Annotated in this window: 17 protein-coding genes; 13 read left to right on the plus strand and 4 right to left on the minus strand. The window is 68.0% G+C overall.

All coding sequences use genetic code 11. The annotated features are described in order from the left end of the window. Position 1: 1 nt before the first annotated feature. Positions 2-1228, plus strand: a complete 1227-nt coding sequence (locus tag C1Y63_RS02280; protein WP_106014847.1) for a MarP family serine protease — start codon at positions 2-4, stop codon at positions 1226-1228. A gap of 62 nt (positions 1229-1290) precedes the next feature. Here the strand turns inward: C1Y63_RS02280 and C1Y63_RS02285 are convergent, their stop codons facing one another. Beyond that, positions 1291-2028 carry an alpha/beta fold hydrolase gene (locus C1Y63_RS02285; protein ID WP_158256061.1) on the minus strand — a complete coding sequence of 246 codons (738 nt, stop codon included), beginning with the start codon at positions 2026-2028 and terminating at the stop codon, positions 1291-1293. 180 nt (positions 2029-2208) lie between these two features. After that, a complete protein-coding gene (locus tag C1Y63_RS02290; protein WP_106014849.1) occupies positions 2209-2715 on the minus strand; it encodes a phage holin family protein in 507 nt (168 codons plus the stop codon). A gap of 85 nt (positions 2716-2800) precedes the next feature. On the opposite strand from C1Y63_RS02290, the gene C1Y63_RS02295 reads away from it, so the two are divergent. Next, on the plus strand, positions 2801-3382 hold the full coding sequence (locus C1Y63_RS02295; RefSeq protein ID WP_106014850.1) for a hypothetical protein: 582 nt from the start codon (positions 2801-2803) through the stop codon (positions 3380-3382). On the opposite strand, the gene C1Y63_RS02300 is transcribed toward C1Y63_RS02295, so the two are convergent. After that, entirely contained in the window at positions 3379-4191 is an 813-nt protein-coding gene (locus C1Y63_RS02300) for an HAD family phosphatase (protein WP_233195541.1), read from the minus strand. The two genes, C1Y63_RS02295 and C1Y63_RS02300, sit on opposite strands and share 4 nt — an antisense overlap. 996 nt (positions 4192-5187) lie before the next feature. On the opposite strand from C1Y63_RS02300, the gene C1Y63_RS02305 reads away from it, so the two are divergent. The 9 genes from C1Y63_RS02305 (at position 5188) to C1Y63_RS02345 (ending at position 11007) form a co-directional block, all read left to right on the plus strand. After that, a complete protein-coding gene (locus C1Y63_RS02305) occupies positions 5188-5745 on the plus strand; it encodes a hypothetical protein (RefSeq protein ID WP_106014852.1) in 558 nt (185 codons plus the stop codon). 8 nt (positions 5746-5753) lie between these two features. Further along, a complete protein-coding gene (locus tag C1Y63_RS02310; RefSeq protein WP_106014853.1) occupies positions 5754-5954 on the plus strand; it encodes a hypothetical protein in 201 nt (66 codons plus the stop codon). Positions 5955-6486: 532 nt separating this feature from the next. Further along, positions 6487-7536 carry a hypothetical protein gene (locus C1Y63_RS02315; RefSeq protein WP_106014854.1) on the plus strand — a complete coding sequence of 350 codons (1050 nt, stop codon included), beginning with the start codon at positions 6487-6489 and terminating at the stop codon, positions 7534-7536. 6 nt (positions 7537-7542) lie between these two features. Further along, positions 7543-8709: a TadA family conjugal transfer-associated ATPase gene (locus C1Y63_RS02320; protein WP_106014855.1), complete on the plus strand. Its 1167-nt coding sequence runs from the start codon at positions 7543-7545 to the stop codon at positions 8707-8709. Further along, positions 8706-9479, plus strand: a complete 774-nt coding sequence (locus tag C1Y63_RS02325; protein ID WP_106014856.1) for a type II secretion system F family protein — start codon at positions 8706-8708, stop codon at positions 9477-9479. The genes C1Y63_RS02320 and C1Y63_RS02325 overlap by 4 nt, the downstream gene beginning before the upstream one ends. Positions 9480-9488: 9 nt before the next feature. Then, a complete protein-coding gene (locus tag C1Y63_RS02330) occupies positions 9489-10055 on the plus strand; it encodes a type II secretion system F family protein (RefSeq protein ID WP_106014857.1) in 567 nt (188 codons plus the stop codon). Positions 10056-10074: 19 nt separating this feature from the next. Beyond that, the gene (locus C1Y63_RS12955) at positions 10075-10335 is read left to right on the plus strand and encodes a DUF4244 domain-containing protein (protein WP_106014858.1); all 261 of its coding nucleotides are present in this window, start codon (positions 10075-10077) and stop codon (positions 10333-10335) included. Positions 10336-10372: 37 nt separating this feature from the next. Then, positions 10373-10687 (plus strand): hypothetical protein, encoded by a 315-nt coding sequence (locus C1Y63_RS02340; protein ID WP_106014859.1) that lies wholly within the window; start codon positions 10373-10375, stop codon positions 10685-10687. After that, the gene (locus C1Y63_RS02345; protein WP_106014860.1) at positions 10684-11007 is read left to right on the plus strand and encodes an Rv3654c family TadE-like protein; all 324 of its coding nucleotides are present in this window, start codon (positions 10684-10686) and stop codon (positions 11005-11007) included. Before C1Y63_RS02340 ends, C1Y63_RS02345 begins: the two co-directional genes overlap by 4 nt. Here C1Y63_RS02345 and C1Y63_RS02350 read toward each other — a convergent pair. Next, on the minus strand, positions 11004-13424 hold the full coding sequence (locus C1Y63_RS02350) for a DEAD/DEAH box helicase (protein WP_106014861.1): 2421 nt from the start codon (positions 13422-13424) through the stop codon (positions 11004-11006). The genes C1Y63_RS02345 and C1Y63_RS02350 overlap by 4 nt on opposite strands. A 185-nt stretch (positions 13425-13609) precedes the next feature. Between C1Y63_RS02350 and C1Y63_RS02355 the strand changes: the two genes are divergently transcribed. Next, positions 13610-13822: a cold-shock protein gene (locus tag C1Y63_RS02355; RefSeq protein ID WP_106014862.1), complete on the plus strand. Its 213-nt coding sequence runs from the start codon at positions 13610-13612 to the stop codon at positions 13820-13822. Positions 13823-14044: 222 nt separating this feature from the next. Continuing rightward, complete coding sequence (topA, locus tag C1Y63_RS02360; RefSeq protein WP_106014863.1) at positions 14045-16957, plus strand: type I DNA topoisomerase; 2913 nt, start codon at positions 14045-14047, stop codon at positions 16955-16957. Positions 16958-16975 lie beyond the last annotated feature (18 nt).

Below are 16975 nucleotides of genomic sequence, written 5' to 3' on the forward strand. Positions count from 1 at the left end.
TGTGCTGACAGGCACCCACATCGACATCTTCGTCGCAGCGACCGTGCTGTTCGCCGCCATCGTCGGCTGGCGGCAGGGCGTCATCGCGGCCGCCCTGTCGACGTGCGGCGTCCTCGCCGGCCTGTGGGCCGGCCTGGTGGGCTCCGCGTGGCTCGCCGGCACCACCGACAACGCCGGCCTGCGGATCCTGCTCGTCCTCGGGGCCTATATCCTCCTCATCGCGATCGGCCATATGATTGGCGGCGGGGTGGGGGCCGCCCTGCGGGACTCCATGCGCTTTAAGTCCTCCCAGCGCATCGACTCCGCCATGGGTGCCGTCTTCCAGGCGATCACCACCGTGCTCGTGGTGTGGCTCATCGCCAACCCGCTGGCCGCGTCCTCCATCACCGCCCTCAACACGGCGGTGGGATCCTCCCGGGTGCTGCGCACCGTCGACGAGCACATGCCGCCGGTCGTCGCCCAACTGCCCAATAAGCTCGCCGCCACCCTCAGCGACTCCGGCCTGCCGCCCCTGATCAGCCCCTTCACCAACCACGGCGGCACCCAGGTTGAAGCCCCCGCCATCATGGTCGAGGACGTCGAACTCGTCGACCGGCTCCGGCCCGCCGTCGTCCACGTCCTCGGGGACGCCTCCCAGTGCTCCCGGCGCCTGTCGGGCAGCGGCTTCGCCGTGGATAATTCCCACATCATCACCAACGCCCACGTCGTCGCCGGCACCAACACCGTCCGCGTCGACACTGTCCTCGGGGTGAAAACCGCTGACGTCGTCTACTACAACCCCACCGAAGACATCGCCGTCCTCCACAGCCCGCAGTTGGGGCTGCCCGCCCTGCAGTGGGCCCCCATCCCCGCCGTCAGCGGCGACGACATCATCGTCATGGGCTTCCCCGAATCCGGCCCCTTCGAAGCGGCCCCCGGGCGCGTGAAAGACCAACTCACCGTCAACGGCCCCGACATCTACGCCACCACCCGCACCAACCGGGAGGCCTACACCGTTCGCGGCAGCATCCGCCAGGGCAACTCCGGCGGCCCCATGGTCGACCTTGAGGGGCGGGTCCTCGGCGTCGTCTTCGGCGCCGCCCTCGACAAAACTGACACCGGGTTCGTGCTCACCGCCGACGAAGTCCGCGGCGCCATCGGCGACGTGGCGGGCCTGAGCGAACCGGTCGATACCGGCGAGTGTGTCAACGGCCCCAGTGCCGCCTCCGCGACGCTGGAACGCAACTAGCTCACACGTCCCGCACGGAGCTCCGCTGGAGCACCCCGGGTGGGCGGCGCGTCGCCTGCGGCTTACGTGAGTGTCGCGACCGTGCGGGCAAACGCCTCCGGATCCTCCACGAACGGCAGGCGTGAGGTGCCCTCCTCCACCCGCAGCCGCGGGGCCAGGGTGGCCGCCTGGCGGGCGAGACGCTGCCAGCGGGGAGAACCATCCGTGAACAACACCACCGGCTGCCCGACAGGCGGCTTCGCCCACCGGGTCGGCACCCCCGAGGACACCACCCGCGCCCACTGAGCCATCTTCTCCACCACGGGCACCACCCGCGCATGGCGGGCCCGCCACTCCGCCAACTGGGACACCCGCTGTACCGCCACACCATCGGCGGAGCTACTGCGACGCGTCATCGCGTGCGCCCACTGAGTGGGGTGCCGGCGAATCGCGCGCGGCCACACCAGCTGGCGGCGCTGCAGGCCCGGCCACGTGCCGCACACCGCCACCACGCCGCGCACCACCTCCGGGTAGCGGGCTGCTGCCGCCCACGCCACCGCAGCCCCCGACCCGCTGCCCACCACGAGGGCATCCTCGTAGCCCAACGCCCGAATCGCGGCGACGACATCGCCCGCGGCGAAACGCACGTCGTAGCCCGCCGGCGGCTTATCGGATAGGCCTACGCCCCGGAAATCCAGCGCCGCAGCATGAAACCCGGCTGCGGCCAGGGGCTCGATCGCCCAAAAGTAGTCAAACCAGGCGCCCGGCCAATCGTGCAACAACACCACGAGCGGGGCGTGGGCATCCCCGCTGTGCGCCACGTGCAGCCGCACCCCCCGCACATGCACATGGTCGTGCCGAAATGGCCCCTGGGGGGCAACTTCGCCGGGGCGCAGCGGCGTGGGGCGGGACACGACAACCTCCAGAACACAGACGAAAAACCGCCCATCGCGCGCGGGCGCGCGACGACAGGCGGTCAACAACCACGGGGCGGGCGCAGCCTAGGTGTACAGACCCGAATCGCCCTCCAGGGCGGCCTGCGCCTTGCCCGGCACCAGCTTCGTCAGCTCCTTCGCAGAGGAGATCGTCTTCTCCGGGGCGGAGATCGTCTTCACCTTCCGGAAACCGATGAGTGCCAGCAGGCCCGCGATGAGCAGCATCGCGACGAACACGATGAGGTAGCACACCCACTTCTGGTCAATCCACACGTTGAGCAGCTCAGCGAGCATAAAGAAGAAGAAGAACGAGGAGTACAGGGCAATGACGCCCGCAGCACCGAACAGGCCGCCGCCCAACGCGCCCTTCTTCGCCTCAGCGGCCAACTCCGTCTTCGCCAACTCCACCTCGGCGCGGAACAGGGACGACATCTGGGCGGTGGCGTCACTGACCAAATCGCCGACGGAACCCCGGCCGGAAGCGCGCGTATCCACGTCGGCCAAAGGGATCTCATTGACCTTCGGGGAAAAAGCACCGGAACCATCGGTATACAGGCCCTGGGGGTTGCTCACGTCAAACGCTCCTGACAAAACGGGGACAAATAATGTACAAGCCTAGCCCACAGCCGCCCATGTCGCGACGATTAGGGTGACAAGGGTGAACATTGCAGCCGCCGAAGACGCCATGAACCGGGCCATGCGGGCACCGAAGGTGCTGCGCGCGCCTGAGGTTCTCGCCGCGCACGCCGCCCACCAGGCCGCCCGCGCCGAACACCGCCTCGGGGCCACCGCGCCCCTGGAGGTGCTGCTCGGGGTGTACGGGACCCTCGACGCGGGTCTCGCGGCGCGGCTGCGCACCCAACCACTGTCCGTCGTCGCCCGCCTCGACGTGCTCCTCGGGGGCGATGGCACCCCCGACACCCGTGCCGACGCACTGCTGCAGGTCGGCCCCCTCATCCGCAGCGCCGCCCACCCGCTGGAGCGCACCGCCGCCGTCCACGCCCTGCTGCTCGAGGCCAGCCCCTTCGGCCCCCGCAGTGGCACCATCGCCCGTGCCACCGCCCGCCTCGTCGCCATCCACACCGGCGCCGACGCCGCCGGCATCGCCCACACCGAAACCCACCTCGCCCGCCACCCCCAGCGCTACGCGGCAGCCACCGGGGAGGAACTCATGGCCCTGTACATTGACGCGTTCGCCGCCGGCGCCCGCGACGCCGAACTCCTCGCCCGCAACCTCTAAAGCAGCCGGCGCGACCACCACCAGGTGCCCGCCACCGCGGCCAACGCCGCCACCGCAGCCGTTGACACCCCCACCTGGGAGCGCGTCGGCTTCGCAAACAAGGGCACCGGATTCTTCAACACCAACACCGGCCAGCCATGCTCCACCGCATGCTTCCGCAACGGCCGATCCGGATTCACCGCCACCGGATTCCCCACCGACGACAACATCGGAATATCCGTCGCCGAATCCGAATAGGCAAAGCAGTGCGCCACCTCCAGGCCCAACCGTGCCGCAGCCTGGCGCACCGCCGCCTGCTTCGCCGGGCCCTTCATAAACTCCACCACCGTGCCCGTGTACCGGCCATCGACGATCTCCAACCGTGTCGCGATGACCTCATCCGCCCCCAGCTCGGCAGCAATCGGCGCCACCAATTCCATCGCAGACGCCGACACAATAATCACTCGATGGCCCGCCGCTTGATGGCTCGCAATCAAATCCCGCGCCTCGGCATAGATCGCCGGAGTCACCACCGTATGCAGCGTATCGAAAGCAATCTGGCGCACATGGGTGACATCCCAGCCGGCCACCATCGCCGCCAACTGATCACGCGTGGCATCCATCTTGTCCTCCGAATGCCCATGCAGCATGTACGCCGCCTGTGCGAACGACATCTGCACCGCCATCGCAGGGCTAATCAACCCATCGGCGAGAAACTGGCGCGAAAACGCAAACGCCGACGACTTCGCAATGATGGTCTTATCGAGATCGAAAAACGCGGCCACGCCCGCGCCGGACGCGGGGTAGCAGTGCAGGCTTTTTCTACTCACAGCCGCCCAGTGTAATGCCGCACTGGCAGGCGCGCCGTGGGCGCCGTTTTGCGCGACATTGTGGGTTGTGGCATACTCTGCGGTGCAGGGCCCCGGTACCATGTGTACGCTGTGTGGCCCGCCCCGGTACGCCCCCCGATACCGGGTAGACGGTCCGTGCACCACCCCCCCGAGACACGGGCCGTCCTAAACTTCACAAACACCCCGCGCCGACGGCGCGGGGTGTTTTGGGTTCAGCGCGAAAAAGCGTGGGTTAAGTGTCAAAAAGTGTGTACGCCGGCGTGTCGCGATCGGATGGTCATAGCCACCCGGTCAACGTCCCTGCACCGTGCAGACTCCCAGTTAAAGCCCCATATCCCTAGGGAATTCGGGTTGGTGCGAGTGAATGCACTCAGGCATATGGAAAGTGGTCATCGATCGCCGCCGCGGCACCTCCTCATCCCCGGTATGGACGGCGTATGGCCGCCGTTTTCTGTGCCTGTGCCGCGACGTGTGGTCCCGTGGGGCCATGCTGGATGGGGCTCAGGCGACGGGCATGGTGCCTGGTGCAGGGTGCGTGCCAAGTCGTGGGCTTCGGTGTTCAGGGCCGTGTCTGTGCTTGCAAAGATTGAACGGCACACGTTCCCGCTGGTAGGGGCAGATAAGCTGGGGTTTCGTCCACACTTTTTGGAACTGAACCTGGTGGGAACGCGTTTCCCGCCCTCAACGCGCAAGGTAAGTGATGTAGGCCACTAGCGGGGGTGATTGACGGGGGTAGCTTGCACGTGCGCCTAGGCATGTATCGCTCCCATGCAAACCTCGAGCGCACAGCCATAAACGAGAAAGTCTTTCCGGTAGCTTCAATATCGCTAACCCGCGAAGCATTGATTGCGACTCGCGAGAAACGCTCCTATGGTGGCCACTATCCCCGGAAACGAGTGGCGCACACCACGCCAAACCGCCAACCTTATTCAGGCGCGGTTGGGAACGTTCCCCGAGAAACGAAGGAGTATTTCCATGCCCGCTTCCCACTTCACCAAAGCTCGCAACTTCTCGATCGCACTCGCTACCGCAGTAGCAATCGCGGTCCCCGGAGCAGTCGCCCACGCAGCAGAGGTTGTCGAATCTCCGGCAGTGGAGCAGGGAATTTCCGTCGCAACCATTGCAGGTTCGACCGAAAGCCACATCCAGAAGACCGTGACCCTTGACGGCTACACGGTCAAGAAAACCGACGGTGCACCGGAAGTTATCGACAGCAACACCGGCGAATCCGTTGGTTTCCTCCCGAACAGGATTAATGTCGAAGGCGGCCAGGTCTACTTCGACATGGACTACGAAATTACCAGCGACAACACCGTGACCGCCACCGCCACCCGGCACGGCTTCACCGAGCGCCTCAGCTGGTCCTGTGCAGCTAAAAATACCGGAGTGGCTACCGGTGCCGGGGCGGCAGGTGGAACTGTCCTCGGATTGCTCGGTGGCCCCTTGGCTGAGATTACCGTCCCCGTGGGCGCTCTTAGCGGTGCAATCGAGGGGTTTGCTAGTGGTGTAGGCGCCAGCCTCATCAACTGCTAGGAGAAGAAATGAAGGACTGGATCACGGTCGTGGCCATGAGTTTGGCTTTCCTCGCCATCGGCTTCGCGCTCTACTGGGCGATCGATCAGTGGACTGCGGTGACACTCGACAAGACCACCTCCGCTATTGCAATATCCGTGTTTGCAAGCAGCCCCCTCGCTGCGTTCGCCGGCCTCGTCGTTAACAAAAAGATGAAAGAGCGCCAGTAGTTTGCGAAGGTAAGAGGGTGTGGAGAAGCGGCCCGGAAGTCAGGTAGGCTTCCGGGCGCTTCTCTGTGTGTGCTCCTGCATCCCGGTTGAAGCGAAAAAATGTGGTCTGTGCGGGGGCTAAGAGACGAAATGTGAGTAGCAGGCGTCGATGCCGTTGCTGTATTCGGCGGGGCGTCCATGATCGTCATTACCGGCTTTTCCGCTTGGGTCAGGATTTTCGCGGTGGTCTGCTGATCCTGGCCGAAGTCTTTGTCGTGGGCGTTCTTCTCGGGGGAGGTTGGGGTAGGTGGTCTCGGCGACAACTGCCATGTGCATCAGGTGTGCTGTCGTTTTCGGGAGTAGCGACATGCTGTGTGTGCTGCTGTGGGGTCAGGGGTGCGATCGGGTGGGGGTTGGTGGGTGGCGCTGTGAGCTGGGGGAATGTGGAGTTATCCACAGTTGTATGCGTGCATCTGCATTCAAAATCGGGGGTTATCCACAGGCTTCGCAGCCATGACGACACTGGGGTGTGCAGGCGGGCTGTAATGGCCCCATGACCACGCACACCGCACCCACCTCACTGCCCGACGCAGTCCTCGTCATCGACGACGACACCCTCCGCGGGCACGCCGCCACCACCTGCGCCGCCGCGGGCCTCGACACGACGACCGCCGACAGTGCCGCAGAGCTCAGCAGGGCAGTCCGCACCGCCACGCTGGCGTTCGCCGACGACGCCGGCGCCCGCGGGCTGCGAGGCCGCGGCTACACCGGACGGCTCTACCTCGTCGCCGCCGACCCCCACGCCCCCAACTACCAACTCGCCCTCGAACTCCACGCCGAAGGCGCCGTCCGGCTCCCCAGCGACAGCCATACCATCCTCGACGCCATCGCCCGCGCCCCCGCCACACCACCGGGTGCCGGCACCGGCGCCGGCGGCATCGTCCTCGGCGTCCTCGGTGGCAGCGGGGGAGTAGGCGCCTCCACCACGGCCGCGCTCCTGGCGCGCCGCGCCGCCCGCTTCGGCCCGGTCGTCCTCATCGACGCCCACGAGCACGGCGGCGCACTCGACCTCCTCCTCGGGCTCGAAGCCACCGACGGGGCCCGCTGGGCAGACATCTGCGGGCTCGGCAGCGTCCCCGACGCCGCCACCATGCACGCAGCCCTGCCCAAAACCCACGACGACATCGCCGTCCTCACCCAATCCCGCACTGGGCCCGCCCCCACCATCGCCGAGCAACTCCCCGCCCTGTGCGAACTCGCCGGGGGCCTCGACGACACCCTCACCATCATCGACGCGCCCACCGGCATCGACCTGCCCACCACCCACACCCTCCTCCTCGCGGCGGCGGAACTCCGCTCCCTCGTTCGCACCCGCGCACTCCTCGCACAGGGTGCCCCCGGGCTGCGGGTGGCGCTGCGCCACCGCGCCTGGTCCTCCACCACCCGGGACGAGGCCGAAGCAGTCCTCGACCACCCCATCGCCGCCACCATCACCACCCACAAATCCATCGCCCAACGCATCGAACTCGCAGGCCTGCCCAGCACCCTGCCACGCAGCCTCGCCGCCACCCTCGACGGCCTGCTCTACGACATGGGGGTCTAACACCACATGCACACCACCGACACTCTCTTTCACACCCTCCGGCAACGTCTCGCCACCGCCGACACCATTCCCGCACCCCACGAACTCGCCGCACTCATCCGCGCCGAAGCCGGCCTCATCACCGACCAGGACGTCCTCGACCTCATGACGAAACTCACCGCCGGGGCCGCAGGACTCGGGCCCCTCGAACCCCTCCTCACCATCCCGGGGCTCACCGACATCCTCGTCAGCGGGCCCGCGCGCGTCCGCATCGCCACCACCGGATCCCGGCACCTCGCCGACGCCGACATCACCTTCGCCAGCGACGCCGACGTCCGCGAACTAGCCACCCGACTCGCCCACAGCTGCGGGCGCCGCCTCGACGACGCCCACCCCTACGCCGACGGGCGCATCACCCGCGCCGACGGCACTAGCCTCCGCATCCACGCCATCCTCAACCCACCCGCGCTCACCGGCACCTGCCTCAGCATCCGCGTCCTCAACACCGCCACCACCACCCTCGCAGACCTCGAAGCCCGCGGCACCATGCCCCCACACATCACCCGCTTCCTCCACGCCATCGTCGACACCCGCCAAAACTTCCTCATCTCCGGCGGCACCGGCAGCGGGAAGACCACCCTCCTCGCCGCACTCATCGCCCACATGGACCCCCGCCAACGCATCCTCGCCGTCGAAGACACCGCCGAGCTCGCCCCCAACCACCCCGGGCTCGTCACCCTCACCAGCCGGGCCGCCAACACCGAAGGCCACGGAGAAATCACCATGTCCACCCTCATCACCCAATGCCTCCGCATGCGCCCCGACCGCATCATCGTCGGCGAAATCCGCGGCCGCGAAGTCGTCGACCTCCTCACCGCCCTCAACACCGGACACTCCGGTGGAGGCGGCACCGTCCACGCCAACAGCATCCGCGACATCCCCAGCCGCCTCGAAGCACTCGCCAGCCTCGGCGGACTCACCCGCGAAGCCACCCACAGCCACATGCACTCCGCACTCAACGTCAGCCTCAACGTCGCCCACACCCCCACCGGACGCAAACTCACCCACATCGGCCAACTCACCCAAGACGCCCGGGGACTCTGCCACATGAGCATCATCTGGGACCACCGCCACGGACCCACCGACACCTGGCGCGAACTCAACGACCGACTCCTCCAGGAAGCGAACCAATGACCACTCACACCGCCCTCGCCTGCCTCCTCCTCGCAGCAGCACTGCTCATCCCACACCCCCGACCCATCGCCCGGACCTGCCACACCCGCCGCCCGCGCGCCGGGCCCTGGCTCATCGCCGGCGCCTGCGTGATGCTGCTGGTCGTGGCCAGCCGGCCCGCGCTCGCCGCCACCGGCATCGTGCTCGCCGGCACCGCCACCTGGAGCATCCGCAACGCCCGCATGGCCCGCGCCGCAGCCCGCGACGCGGACGCCCTCGCCGGGCTGCTCACCACCCTGGCCGCCCAACTCCAGGCCGGCAGCCCACCGGGCGCCGCACTGCAGCACACCGCAGCCAGGCTCCCGCCGGGCACTCCAGAGCAGCTCGCGCGCCTCTTCCGCGCGGCCGCCGCCCAACCCGCCGCCGCAGCCGACATCTTCACCAGCCACCCCAGCGCCCACGTCACCCGTCTCGGCGTGCTGTGGGCCACCGCCAGCCGGGCCGGGATCCCCACCGCCCACCTGCTCACCTGCGTCCGCAATCAGCTGGACGCGCACACCCGCCACCAGCGGGCCACCCACGCCCAACTGCAGGGAGCGAAAGCCACCGCCTGGATCCTCACCGCTCTGCCGGGGCTGGGGATGCTGCTCGGGCACGGCATGGGGGCACACCCCTGGGAGTTCCTCACCACCACCACGCTGGGCAGTGGGCTGCTCCTCACCGGCACCGCGCTGAGCTGCGCCGGCTTCATCACCACCCGACTCATCATCCACCACGCGACCCGCGCCTAGGAACCCACCATGACGACCGCCCCCACAGCCCTGCTGCTCCTCGCAGGGGCACTGCTGGCCACACTCCCGCCACCCAGCGGGCGCCTCCAGCCTGCCCCGGCCCGCGCCCGCCGCACCCGCCGCTGGGCCGGGGGTGAGGCCAGTGCCCACGACATCGCCGCCGACATCGAACTCTTCGCCGCCTGCATGGGGTCCGGGCTCACCGCCGCCGCGGCCGCCGACATCGTGGCCAGCACCGCCACCGCACCCCGGGCGTGGCGCACCACCGCCAGCCTCCTCGCGCTCGGAGCCGCACCCGACATCGCCTGGGGCCCCATGCTCACCCAGCCGAAGCTGGGCGACCTCGCCCACCTCGCCATCGCCGCGCACACGCACGGCACCCCCATGACGGAAGGACTCACCCGCCTTGCCACCACCATCCGCGACACCGCCACCACCGACGCGGCCGCCCGCGCCGAAAAAGCCGGCGTCCTCATCGCGCTGCCGCTCGCCGCCTTCTTCCTGCCGGCGTTCATGATCGTCGGCCTCGCCCCCATCGTCATCAGCATTGGCAGCACCATGCTGCCAGGACACTAGCTCTTCGAAGGAGAACCCCATGACCACCACCCCCACCACCAGCCCGACCCTCGGCGCGGGCGCGCCGCGCACCCCCGCCGTGTCCCCGCGCACCGGGTGGCGCGCGCGGCTGCGCACCACCCTCCGCGCCGAGGACGGCATGTCCACCATCGAGTACGCCATGGGCAGCCTGGCGGCCGCGGCGCTCGCCGCGGTGCTGTACACCATCATCAACGGCAGCAGCGTCACCCAGGCCATCCAGAACATCATCACCACCGCGCTGAGCAGCGTGCCCAGCTAACACCACCAACCAATAGGGAAGGGAAAGGGGAGCCCCCATGCGCCGGATGTGGAAAAACGACGACGGTGCGGTCACCATCGAAGCCGCCCTCGGCAGCGCAGCACTCATCCTGCTGACCTGCGCACTCATCGCCGGGCTGGCAACCATGGCCGCCCACATTGCCGCCGTCCACGTCGCACACACCACCGCCCGCGCCCTCGCAGTGGGGGACACCCCGCCCACGACGCCCGGGATCCGGACCCGGACGGACATCCATGGGGACTGGGTCACTGTGTATGCCACAGCGTCCGCCCCCGCCCCCTTCCCCGACCAGGTGGCTACCGCCCACTTTCCTCAGGAGAACCTGCCGTGACACGCACCCTTACCGCCGACCACGGCAACGCCACCCTCCTCGGGGCCACCATCGCCGCAGCACTCATCAGCCTCGCCGCGGCGCTGGTGGCCACCGTCGGGCACGTGGACCACATTCATCGGGCACAACTCGCCGCCGACCTCGGCAGCGTCGCTGGTGCTACCGCCGCCGCCCGCGGCGACGACGCCTGCGCGGCCGCCCGCGCCACCGCGGATGCGAACGCGGCGCAGCTCGACGAATGCCGGCAACACGGCGGTGACGTCACCGTCGTCGCCCGCGTCCGCGGTGCCGCCGCCACCGCCACCGCCGGCCCCATCTAGTCCACGTAGCGGGTGGGCAGCCCCTCCAGGCCCGCCGTGCGGGCCGAGATATCCAGCACCTCCAGCACCGCCAACGCGCCCGCCTTATCCAAAGGCTCGTTGCCGTTGCCGCACTTCGGCGACTGGATACACGAGGGGCAGCCCGCCTCGCAGGGGCACTGGCCCACCTGCACCCGGGTGGCATCCACCCACTCCGCAAACCGCACAAACCCCTGATCGGCGAACCCCGCGCCACCCCAATGCCCGTCATACACAAACACCGTCGGCAACGCAGTCTCCGGGTGCAGTGCCGTCGACACCCCACCAATGTCCAAACGATCGCACGTCGCCAACAACGGCAACATGCCAATCATCGCGTGCTCCGCCGCGTGCAGCGCACCCGGCACCCGCGAGGGCTCCACACCGGCCGCCTGCAACACCAACGGATCAATCGTGAACGCCACCGCCCGCGTCACCAGCGGGCGCGGCGGGTAGCCCAAAGGCACCACGTCGACGGTCTCCCCGCCAGCATTACGCACCAGATAATCCGTCACCTGATGCGTGACCTCCACATCGGCGCGGGCCACAAACACGCCCGCGCCCAAACGCACCACGTCCTCGCCCGCAGGCTCCGACAACAGGGCAATATCCGTCGACTCGCGCGCCCGCGTCGAAAACCACGGATCCTCCCGGTGCACCAACGCGATCCCCTGCTCCACATCCAACGAATCCACCACAAAGGAGACACCCTGATGGACGTACACCGCACCATCGTGCACCTGGGACTCGGCGCGCTCCGCATCGACCGAGCCCACGATGCGCCCATCGGCGGCGTCCACAATGGCCACCTGGCCCGCGCCCTCGCCACGCAGGCTGAGCGCCGCATGGTAGGAGCGCGGATCCACCACCTCATCACCCACCCGCGGGGAGAGGAACACCACCGGGCCGCGGCGGCGCAGCAAGCCCTCCTCCACGAGCGCGTCCACGACGCGGGCGGCCGCCGCACCCCCAAAGATCGTGAGATCGTGGGCGCTCAAGGGGCGCTCCGCGGCCGCGCACAGCAGGTGCGGGCGCAGCACGTACGGGTTTCCGGGGTCGAAGACGAACTCCTCCAACGGTGTATCGAGCAGCGCCTGCGGGTGGTGCACCAAAAACGCATCCATCGGCTCATCCCGGGCCACCAACACCACTACCGAGCCCTGGCCGCGGCGGCCGGCGCGGCCTGCCTGCTGCCACAGCGACGCCACGCTCCCCGGAACCCCGGCGGTCACCACCGCATCGAGGCCGCCCACATCGATACCCAGCTCCAGGGCGTTCGTTGCCGCCACACCCAGCAAGAAACCATCATCCAACTGCCGTTCCAGCAGCCGGCGTTCCTCCGGGGTGTAGCCCGCCCGGTAGGCGGCCACCCGCTGCGCGAAATCCACCCGGCCGCCCAACGCCAACTCCTCCTGCGCCCGCAACGCCACGGTCTCTGCGCCGCGGCGCGACCGCACGAACGTCAAGGTGCGCAACCCTTCACGAATGAGGTGCGCCATGACCCGCGCCGCCTCCGAGGACGCCGCCCGGCGCACAGGTGTGCCCGCCACCAGCTGCGGGGTCGCATCCCCCGCATTCTCCTCCTCGAGGACATCCGGCTCCCACAACACGATCGTGCGCGCCCCCTGCGGGGCGCCATCGGTGTCCACAACCTCCACGTCCCGGCCCGTCAGGCGGGCGGCATGGGCCGCCGGATTCCGGCTCGTCGCCGACGCGCACACCACCACCGGGTGCGCCCCATAGTGGGCGCACAGTCGCAGCAGCCGCCGCAGCACCAACGACACGTGCGCGCCAAACACACCCCGATAAATATGCGCCTCATCGACCACCACGACCCGCAGATTCCGCAACAGTCGACCCCAGCGCTCATGCTGCGCCATGATCCCCGCGTGCAGCATGTCCGGATTCGTCACGAGAAACCGCGACTGCTCCCGGATCGCGCGGCGCGCCTGCTGGGGCGTATCCCCGTCGTAGGCGGCGGGCACCACGCCCGCCAATTCTTCGGCCAGGGCCGTAAGCCGCGTGAGGGTGTCCAACTGGTCGTAGCCGAGCGCCTTCGTCGGCGTGAGATACAGTGCGCACGCCAGCTCATCGGCCGCCAACGCTGCCGCGATGGGCAGCTGGTAACACAACGACTTGCCGGAGGACGTGCCCGTCGCCACCGCTACATCCCGCCCCCGCCACACCAGGTCCGCGGCCGCCGCCTGGTGAGAATACAGGCGCGTCACCCCCAGCTGCTCCTGGGCATGGCGCAGCCACGCGGGCACCCACTCGGGCCAGTCCGCGTACTCGGCCTGCCGGGGCGGCAGCTGGCGGACCGCCGTGAGCGTGGCGCGGGGAAACTGGGCGCGCAAACCCTCCACCACATCCCCACCGAAACTCCGGTCGTCGACCGACATGTGTCACCGCCTTCCCTGCACAGTGTGTCTCCGCCACGCGGCACACCCACTGTACTCACACAAACCCCGCCCAACGTGACACACTGGCTCACATCCCCCGCACCATGCGGCGGGCGCAGGTGCGCACCCGGCGTGACACTCGCGCAACAATGCTTCACCCGAAGCTGGAAGAAGAAGGTATCCCCATGGCCCAAGGCATCGTCAAATGGTTCAACGCCGAAAAAGGCTTCGGCTTTCTCCGCCCCGACAACGCCGGCGCGGACGACCCGGACGTCATCGTCCACTACACCTCTATTGAGGGCAACGGCTTCCGCACCTTGGAAGAAAACCAGCGCGTCGAATTCGACGTCATCTCCGGCGACCGGGGCCTCCAGGCCCGCAACGTGCGCCTCATCTAACCCCCACACCCATTCCCCCCACCGCACCGGCCGCTTCGGCCCTGGCGGCGACGGGAACACCCCCGCGAATTGGTCAACGCGACCGGGCGTGTGTGTACTGTAGGCCTAAATCCCCGGGCCGCGGCACACCGCACACCACCCACGGTCGGTGTGCCCGCGCCGCAGGCGCCCGGCCCGGGACAGACCGCGCACGGCAGTAGATAGAGAAGGTCAGAAAGTACAGTGGCTGCACCCAACACCGACGGCGTGAAGCGACTCGTCATCGTCGAGTCCGCGACGAAAGCGAAGAAGATTGCCCCCTACCTGGGCAAGGATTACATCGTTGAGGCGTCCGTCGGCCACATCCGCGACCTGCCGCGCAACGCGGCCTCCGTGCCGGCGAAGTACAAGAAGGAACCCTGGGCGCGCCTCGGCGTCGACGTCGACCACGGCTTCACGCCCCTCTACGTCGTCACCGCCGACAAGACGAAAAAAGTCGCCGACCTGAAGAAGAAACTCAAAGACGTCGACGAGCTGTACCTCGCCACCGACCCCGACCGCGAAGGCGAAGCGATCGCCTGGCACCTCCTCGAGGTGCTGCGACCCAAGGTGCCGGTGCGCCGCATGGTGTTCAACGAGATCACCAAGCCCGCCATCCTCGCCGCCGCCGAAAACACCCGCGAGCTCGACGAAAACTTGGTCGACGCGCAGGAAACCCGCCGCATCCTCGACCGCCTCTACGGCTACGAGGTCTCCCCCGTGCTGTGGAAGAAGGTCATGCCGCGGTTGTCGGCCGGCCGCGTCCAATCCGTCGCCACCCGCGTCATCGTCGAACGCGAACGTGAGCGCATGGCGTTCATCGCCGCCGAATACTGGGACGTGAAAGCCACCCTCGACACCGGCAACACGGCCGCCGATGCCACCAACCCCCGCACCTTCGACGCCCGGCTCGTCACCCTCGGCGGCACCCGCGTCGCCACCGGCAGCGACTTCAACAAGCGCGGCGAACTCACCCGCGACGCCGTCGTCGTCACCCAAAGCGAAGCCGAACGCCTCGCCGCAGGGCTTAAGGGGGCGACCCTGCGGGTCGCCGACGTGGAAGAAAAGCCCTACACGCGCCGCCCCTACGCGCCGTTCATGACGTCGACGCTGCAGCAGGAAGCCGGCAAGAAGCTGCACTATACCTCCGAACGCACCATGCGTATCGCGCAGCGACTCTACGAAAACGGCCACATCACCTATATGCGTACCGACTCCACCTCCCTGTCGGAGTCGGGGTTGCGGGCCGCCCGCCAGCAGGCCACCGAATTGTACGGCAAGGAGTACGTCGCGCCCCAGCCGCGCCAATACACCAAGAAAGTCAAAAACAGCCAGGAAGCCCACGAGGCGATCCGCCCCGCCGGCGAAACCTTCGCCACCCCCGGGCAGCTCGCCGGGCAGCTCGACGCCGAAGAGTACAAGCTCTACGAGCTGATCTGGCGCCGCACCGTCGCCTCCCAGATGGCCGACGCCAAGGGCACCTCCATGAAGGTCACCACCGCCGGCACCACCGCCGACGGCGACGCCGTCGAATTCGCGACCACCGGCCGCACCATCACCTTCCCCGGCTTCATGAAGGCCTATGTGGAAGCCTCGGAAACCTCCGACGGCCGCACCCTCGACGACAACGCTGAAAAGCGTCTGCCGCGCCTCGCGACCGGCGACACCCTCGATGTCGAGCAGGTCCTCGCCGACGGGCACACCACCAACCCGCCGGCCCGCTACACCGAAGCGTCCCTGGTGAAGAAGATGGAAGACCTGGGCATTGGTCGCCCGTCGACCTACGCCTCCATCATCAAGACGATCCAGGACCGCGGCTACGTGTACTCCCGCGGCAACGCGCTCGTCCCCTCCTGGGTGGCGTTCGCCGTCGTCGGCCTCATGGAGACCGCCTTCTCCTCCCTCGTCGACTACAACTTCACCTCCTCGATGGAAAACGAACTCGACGAGATCGCCAACGGCACCGAGGATCGCACCCAGTGGCTCACCGACTTCTACTTCGGTAACGCCCACGCCGACGACTCCACCGCGGAAACCATTGCCCGCCTCGGCGGCCTGAAGAACATCGTCGGCGACAACCTCGAACACATTGACGCCCGCACCGTCAACTCCCTGCCCCTGTTCAAGGACTCCGAAGGCCGCGACATCTTCGTCCGCGTCGGCAAGTACGGCCCCTACCTGGAGCGCATCATTGGCGTCGACGCCGACGGCAACCCGGAGCACCAGCGCGCCAACCTGCCCGACGCCATGACCCCCGACGAACTCGACCTTGAGGCCGCCGAAAAGCTCTTCGCCACCCCGCAGGGCGGCCGCGAACTCGGCATCAACCCCGCCAACGGGCGCACCATCGTCGCCAAGGAAGGCCGCTTCGGCCCCTACGTGACCGAAGTCGTCACCGACGAAGAAAAAGCCGGTGCCGTTGAAGTCGCCGAAAAAGTCGTCGCCGAGGAACGCGCCGCCGAAGACGCGCAGCGCGCCGCCGAGGGCAAACGGCCCAAGAACTGGGAGACGAAGACCGCGGCGAACGCCAAAGAAAAGCGCATCAACCAGATCATCGAAGACACCCTCAAGCCCGGCACCGCCAGCCTCTTCAACGGCATGGAAACCTCCACCATCACCCTGGAGGAAGCCCTCAAGCTGCTGTCCCTGCCGCGCACCATTGGCGAAGACGCCGACGGGGAAGTCATCACCGCCCAGAACGGCCGCTACGGCCCCTACCTGAAGAAGGGCAACGACTCCCGCAGCCTCGCCACCGAGGACCAGATCTTCACCATCACCCTCGACGAGGCGAAAGCCATCTACGCGGAGCCGAAGCGCCGCGGCCGGGGTGCCACCGCCACCCCGCCGCTGAAAACCCTCGGCAACAACGACGTGTCCGGCAAACCGATGGTCGTCAAGGACGGCCGCTTCGGCCCCTACGTCACCGACGGCGAAACCAACGCCAGCCTCCGCAAGGGCGACACCCCGGAAACGCTCACCGACGCCCGCGCCTGTGAACTGCTCTCCGAACGGCGCGCCAAGGAAGCCTCCGACCCCAAGCCCAAGAAGAAGACGACCCGCAAGACAGTCAAGAAGACCACGAAGCGCGTCGTCAAAGCCGGCAGCCGCCGCAAGTAACACCCCCACACGCCACCG

This window comes from Corynebacterium sp. 13CS0277, from assembly GCF_002994655.1.
Classification (GTDB): domain Bacteria; phylum Actinomycetota; class Actinomycetes; order Mycobacteriales; family Mycobacteriaceae; genus Corynebacterium.

Coding starts and splice junctions, on each gene's coding strand:
- C1Y63_RS02315 (WP_106014854.1), top strand. CDS start 6,487: ATGACCACGCACACCGCACCCACCTCACTGCCCGACGCAGTCCTCGTC.
- C1Y63_RS02355 (WP_106014862.1), top strand. CDS start 13,610: ATGGCCCAAGGCATCGTCAAATGGTTCAACGCCGAAAAAGGCTTCGGC.
- C1Y63_RS02310 (WP_106014853.1), top strand. CDS start 5,754: ATGAAGGACTGGATCACGGTCGTGGCCATGAGTTTGGCTTTCCTCGCC.
- C1Y63_RS02325 (WP_106014856.1), top strand. CDS start 8,706: ATGACCACTCACACCGCCCTCGCCTGCCTCCTCCTCGCAGCAGCACTG.
- C1Y63_RS02340 (WP_106014859.1), top strand. CDS start 10,373: ATGCGCCGGATGTGGAAAAACGACGACGGTGCGGTCACCATCGAAGCC.
- C1Y63_RS02305 (WP_106014852.1), top strand. CDS start 5,188: ATGCCCGCTTCCCACTTCACCAAAGCTCGCAACTTCTCGATCGCACTC.
- C1Y63_RS12955 (WP_106014858.1), top strand. CDS start 10,075: ATGACCACCACCCCCACCACCAGCCCGACCCTCGGCGCGGGCGCGCCG.
- C1Y63_RS02320 (WP_106014855.1), top strand. CDS start 7,543: ATGCACACCACCGACACTCTCTTTCACACCCTCCGGCAACGTCTCGCC.
- C1Y63_RS02330 (WP_106014857.1), top strand. CDS start 9,489: ATGACGACCGCCCCCACAGCCCTGCTGCTCCTCGCAGGGGCACTGCTG.
- C1Y63_RS02350 (WP_106014861.1), bottom strand. CDS start 13,424: ATGTCGGTCGACGACCGGAGTTTCGGTGGGGATGTGGTGGAGGGTTTG.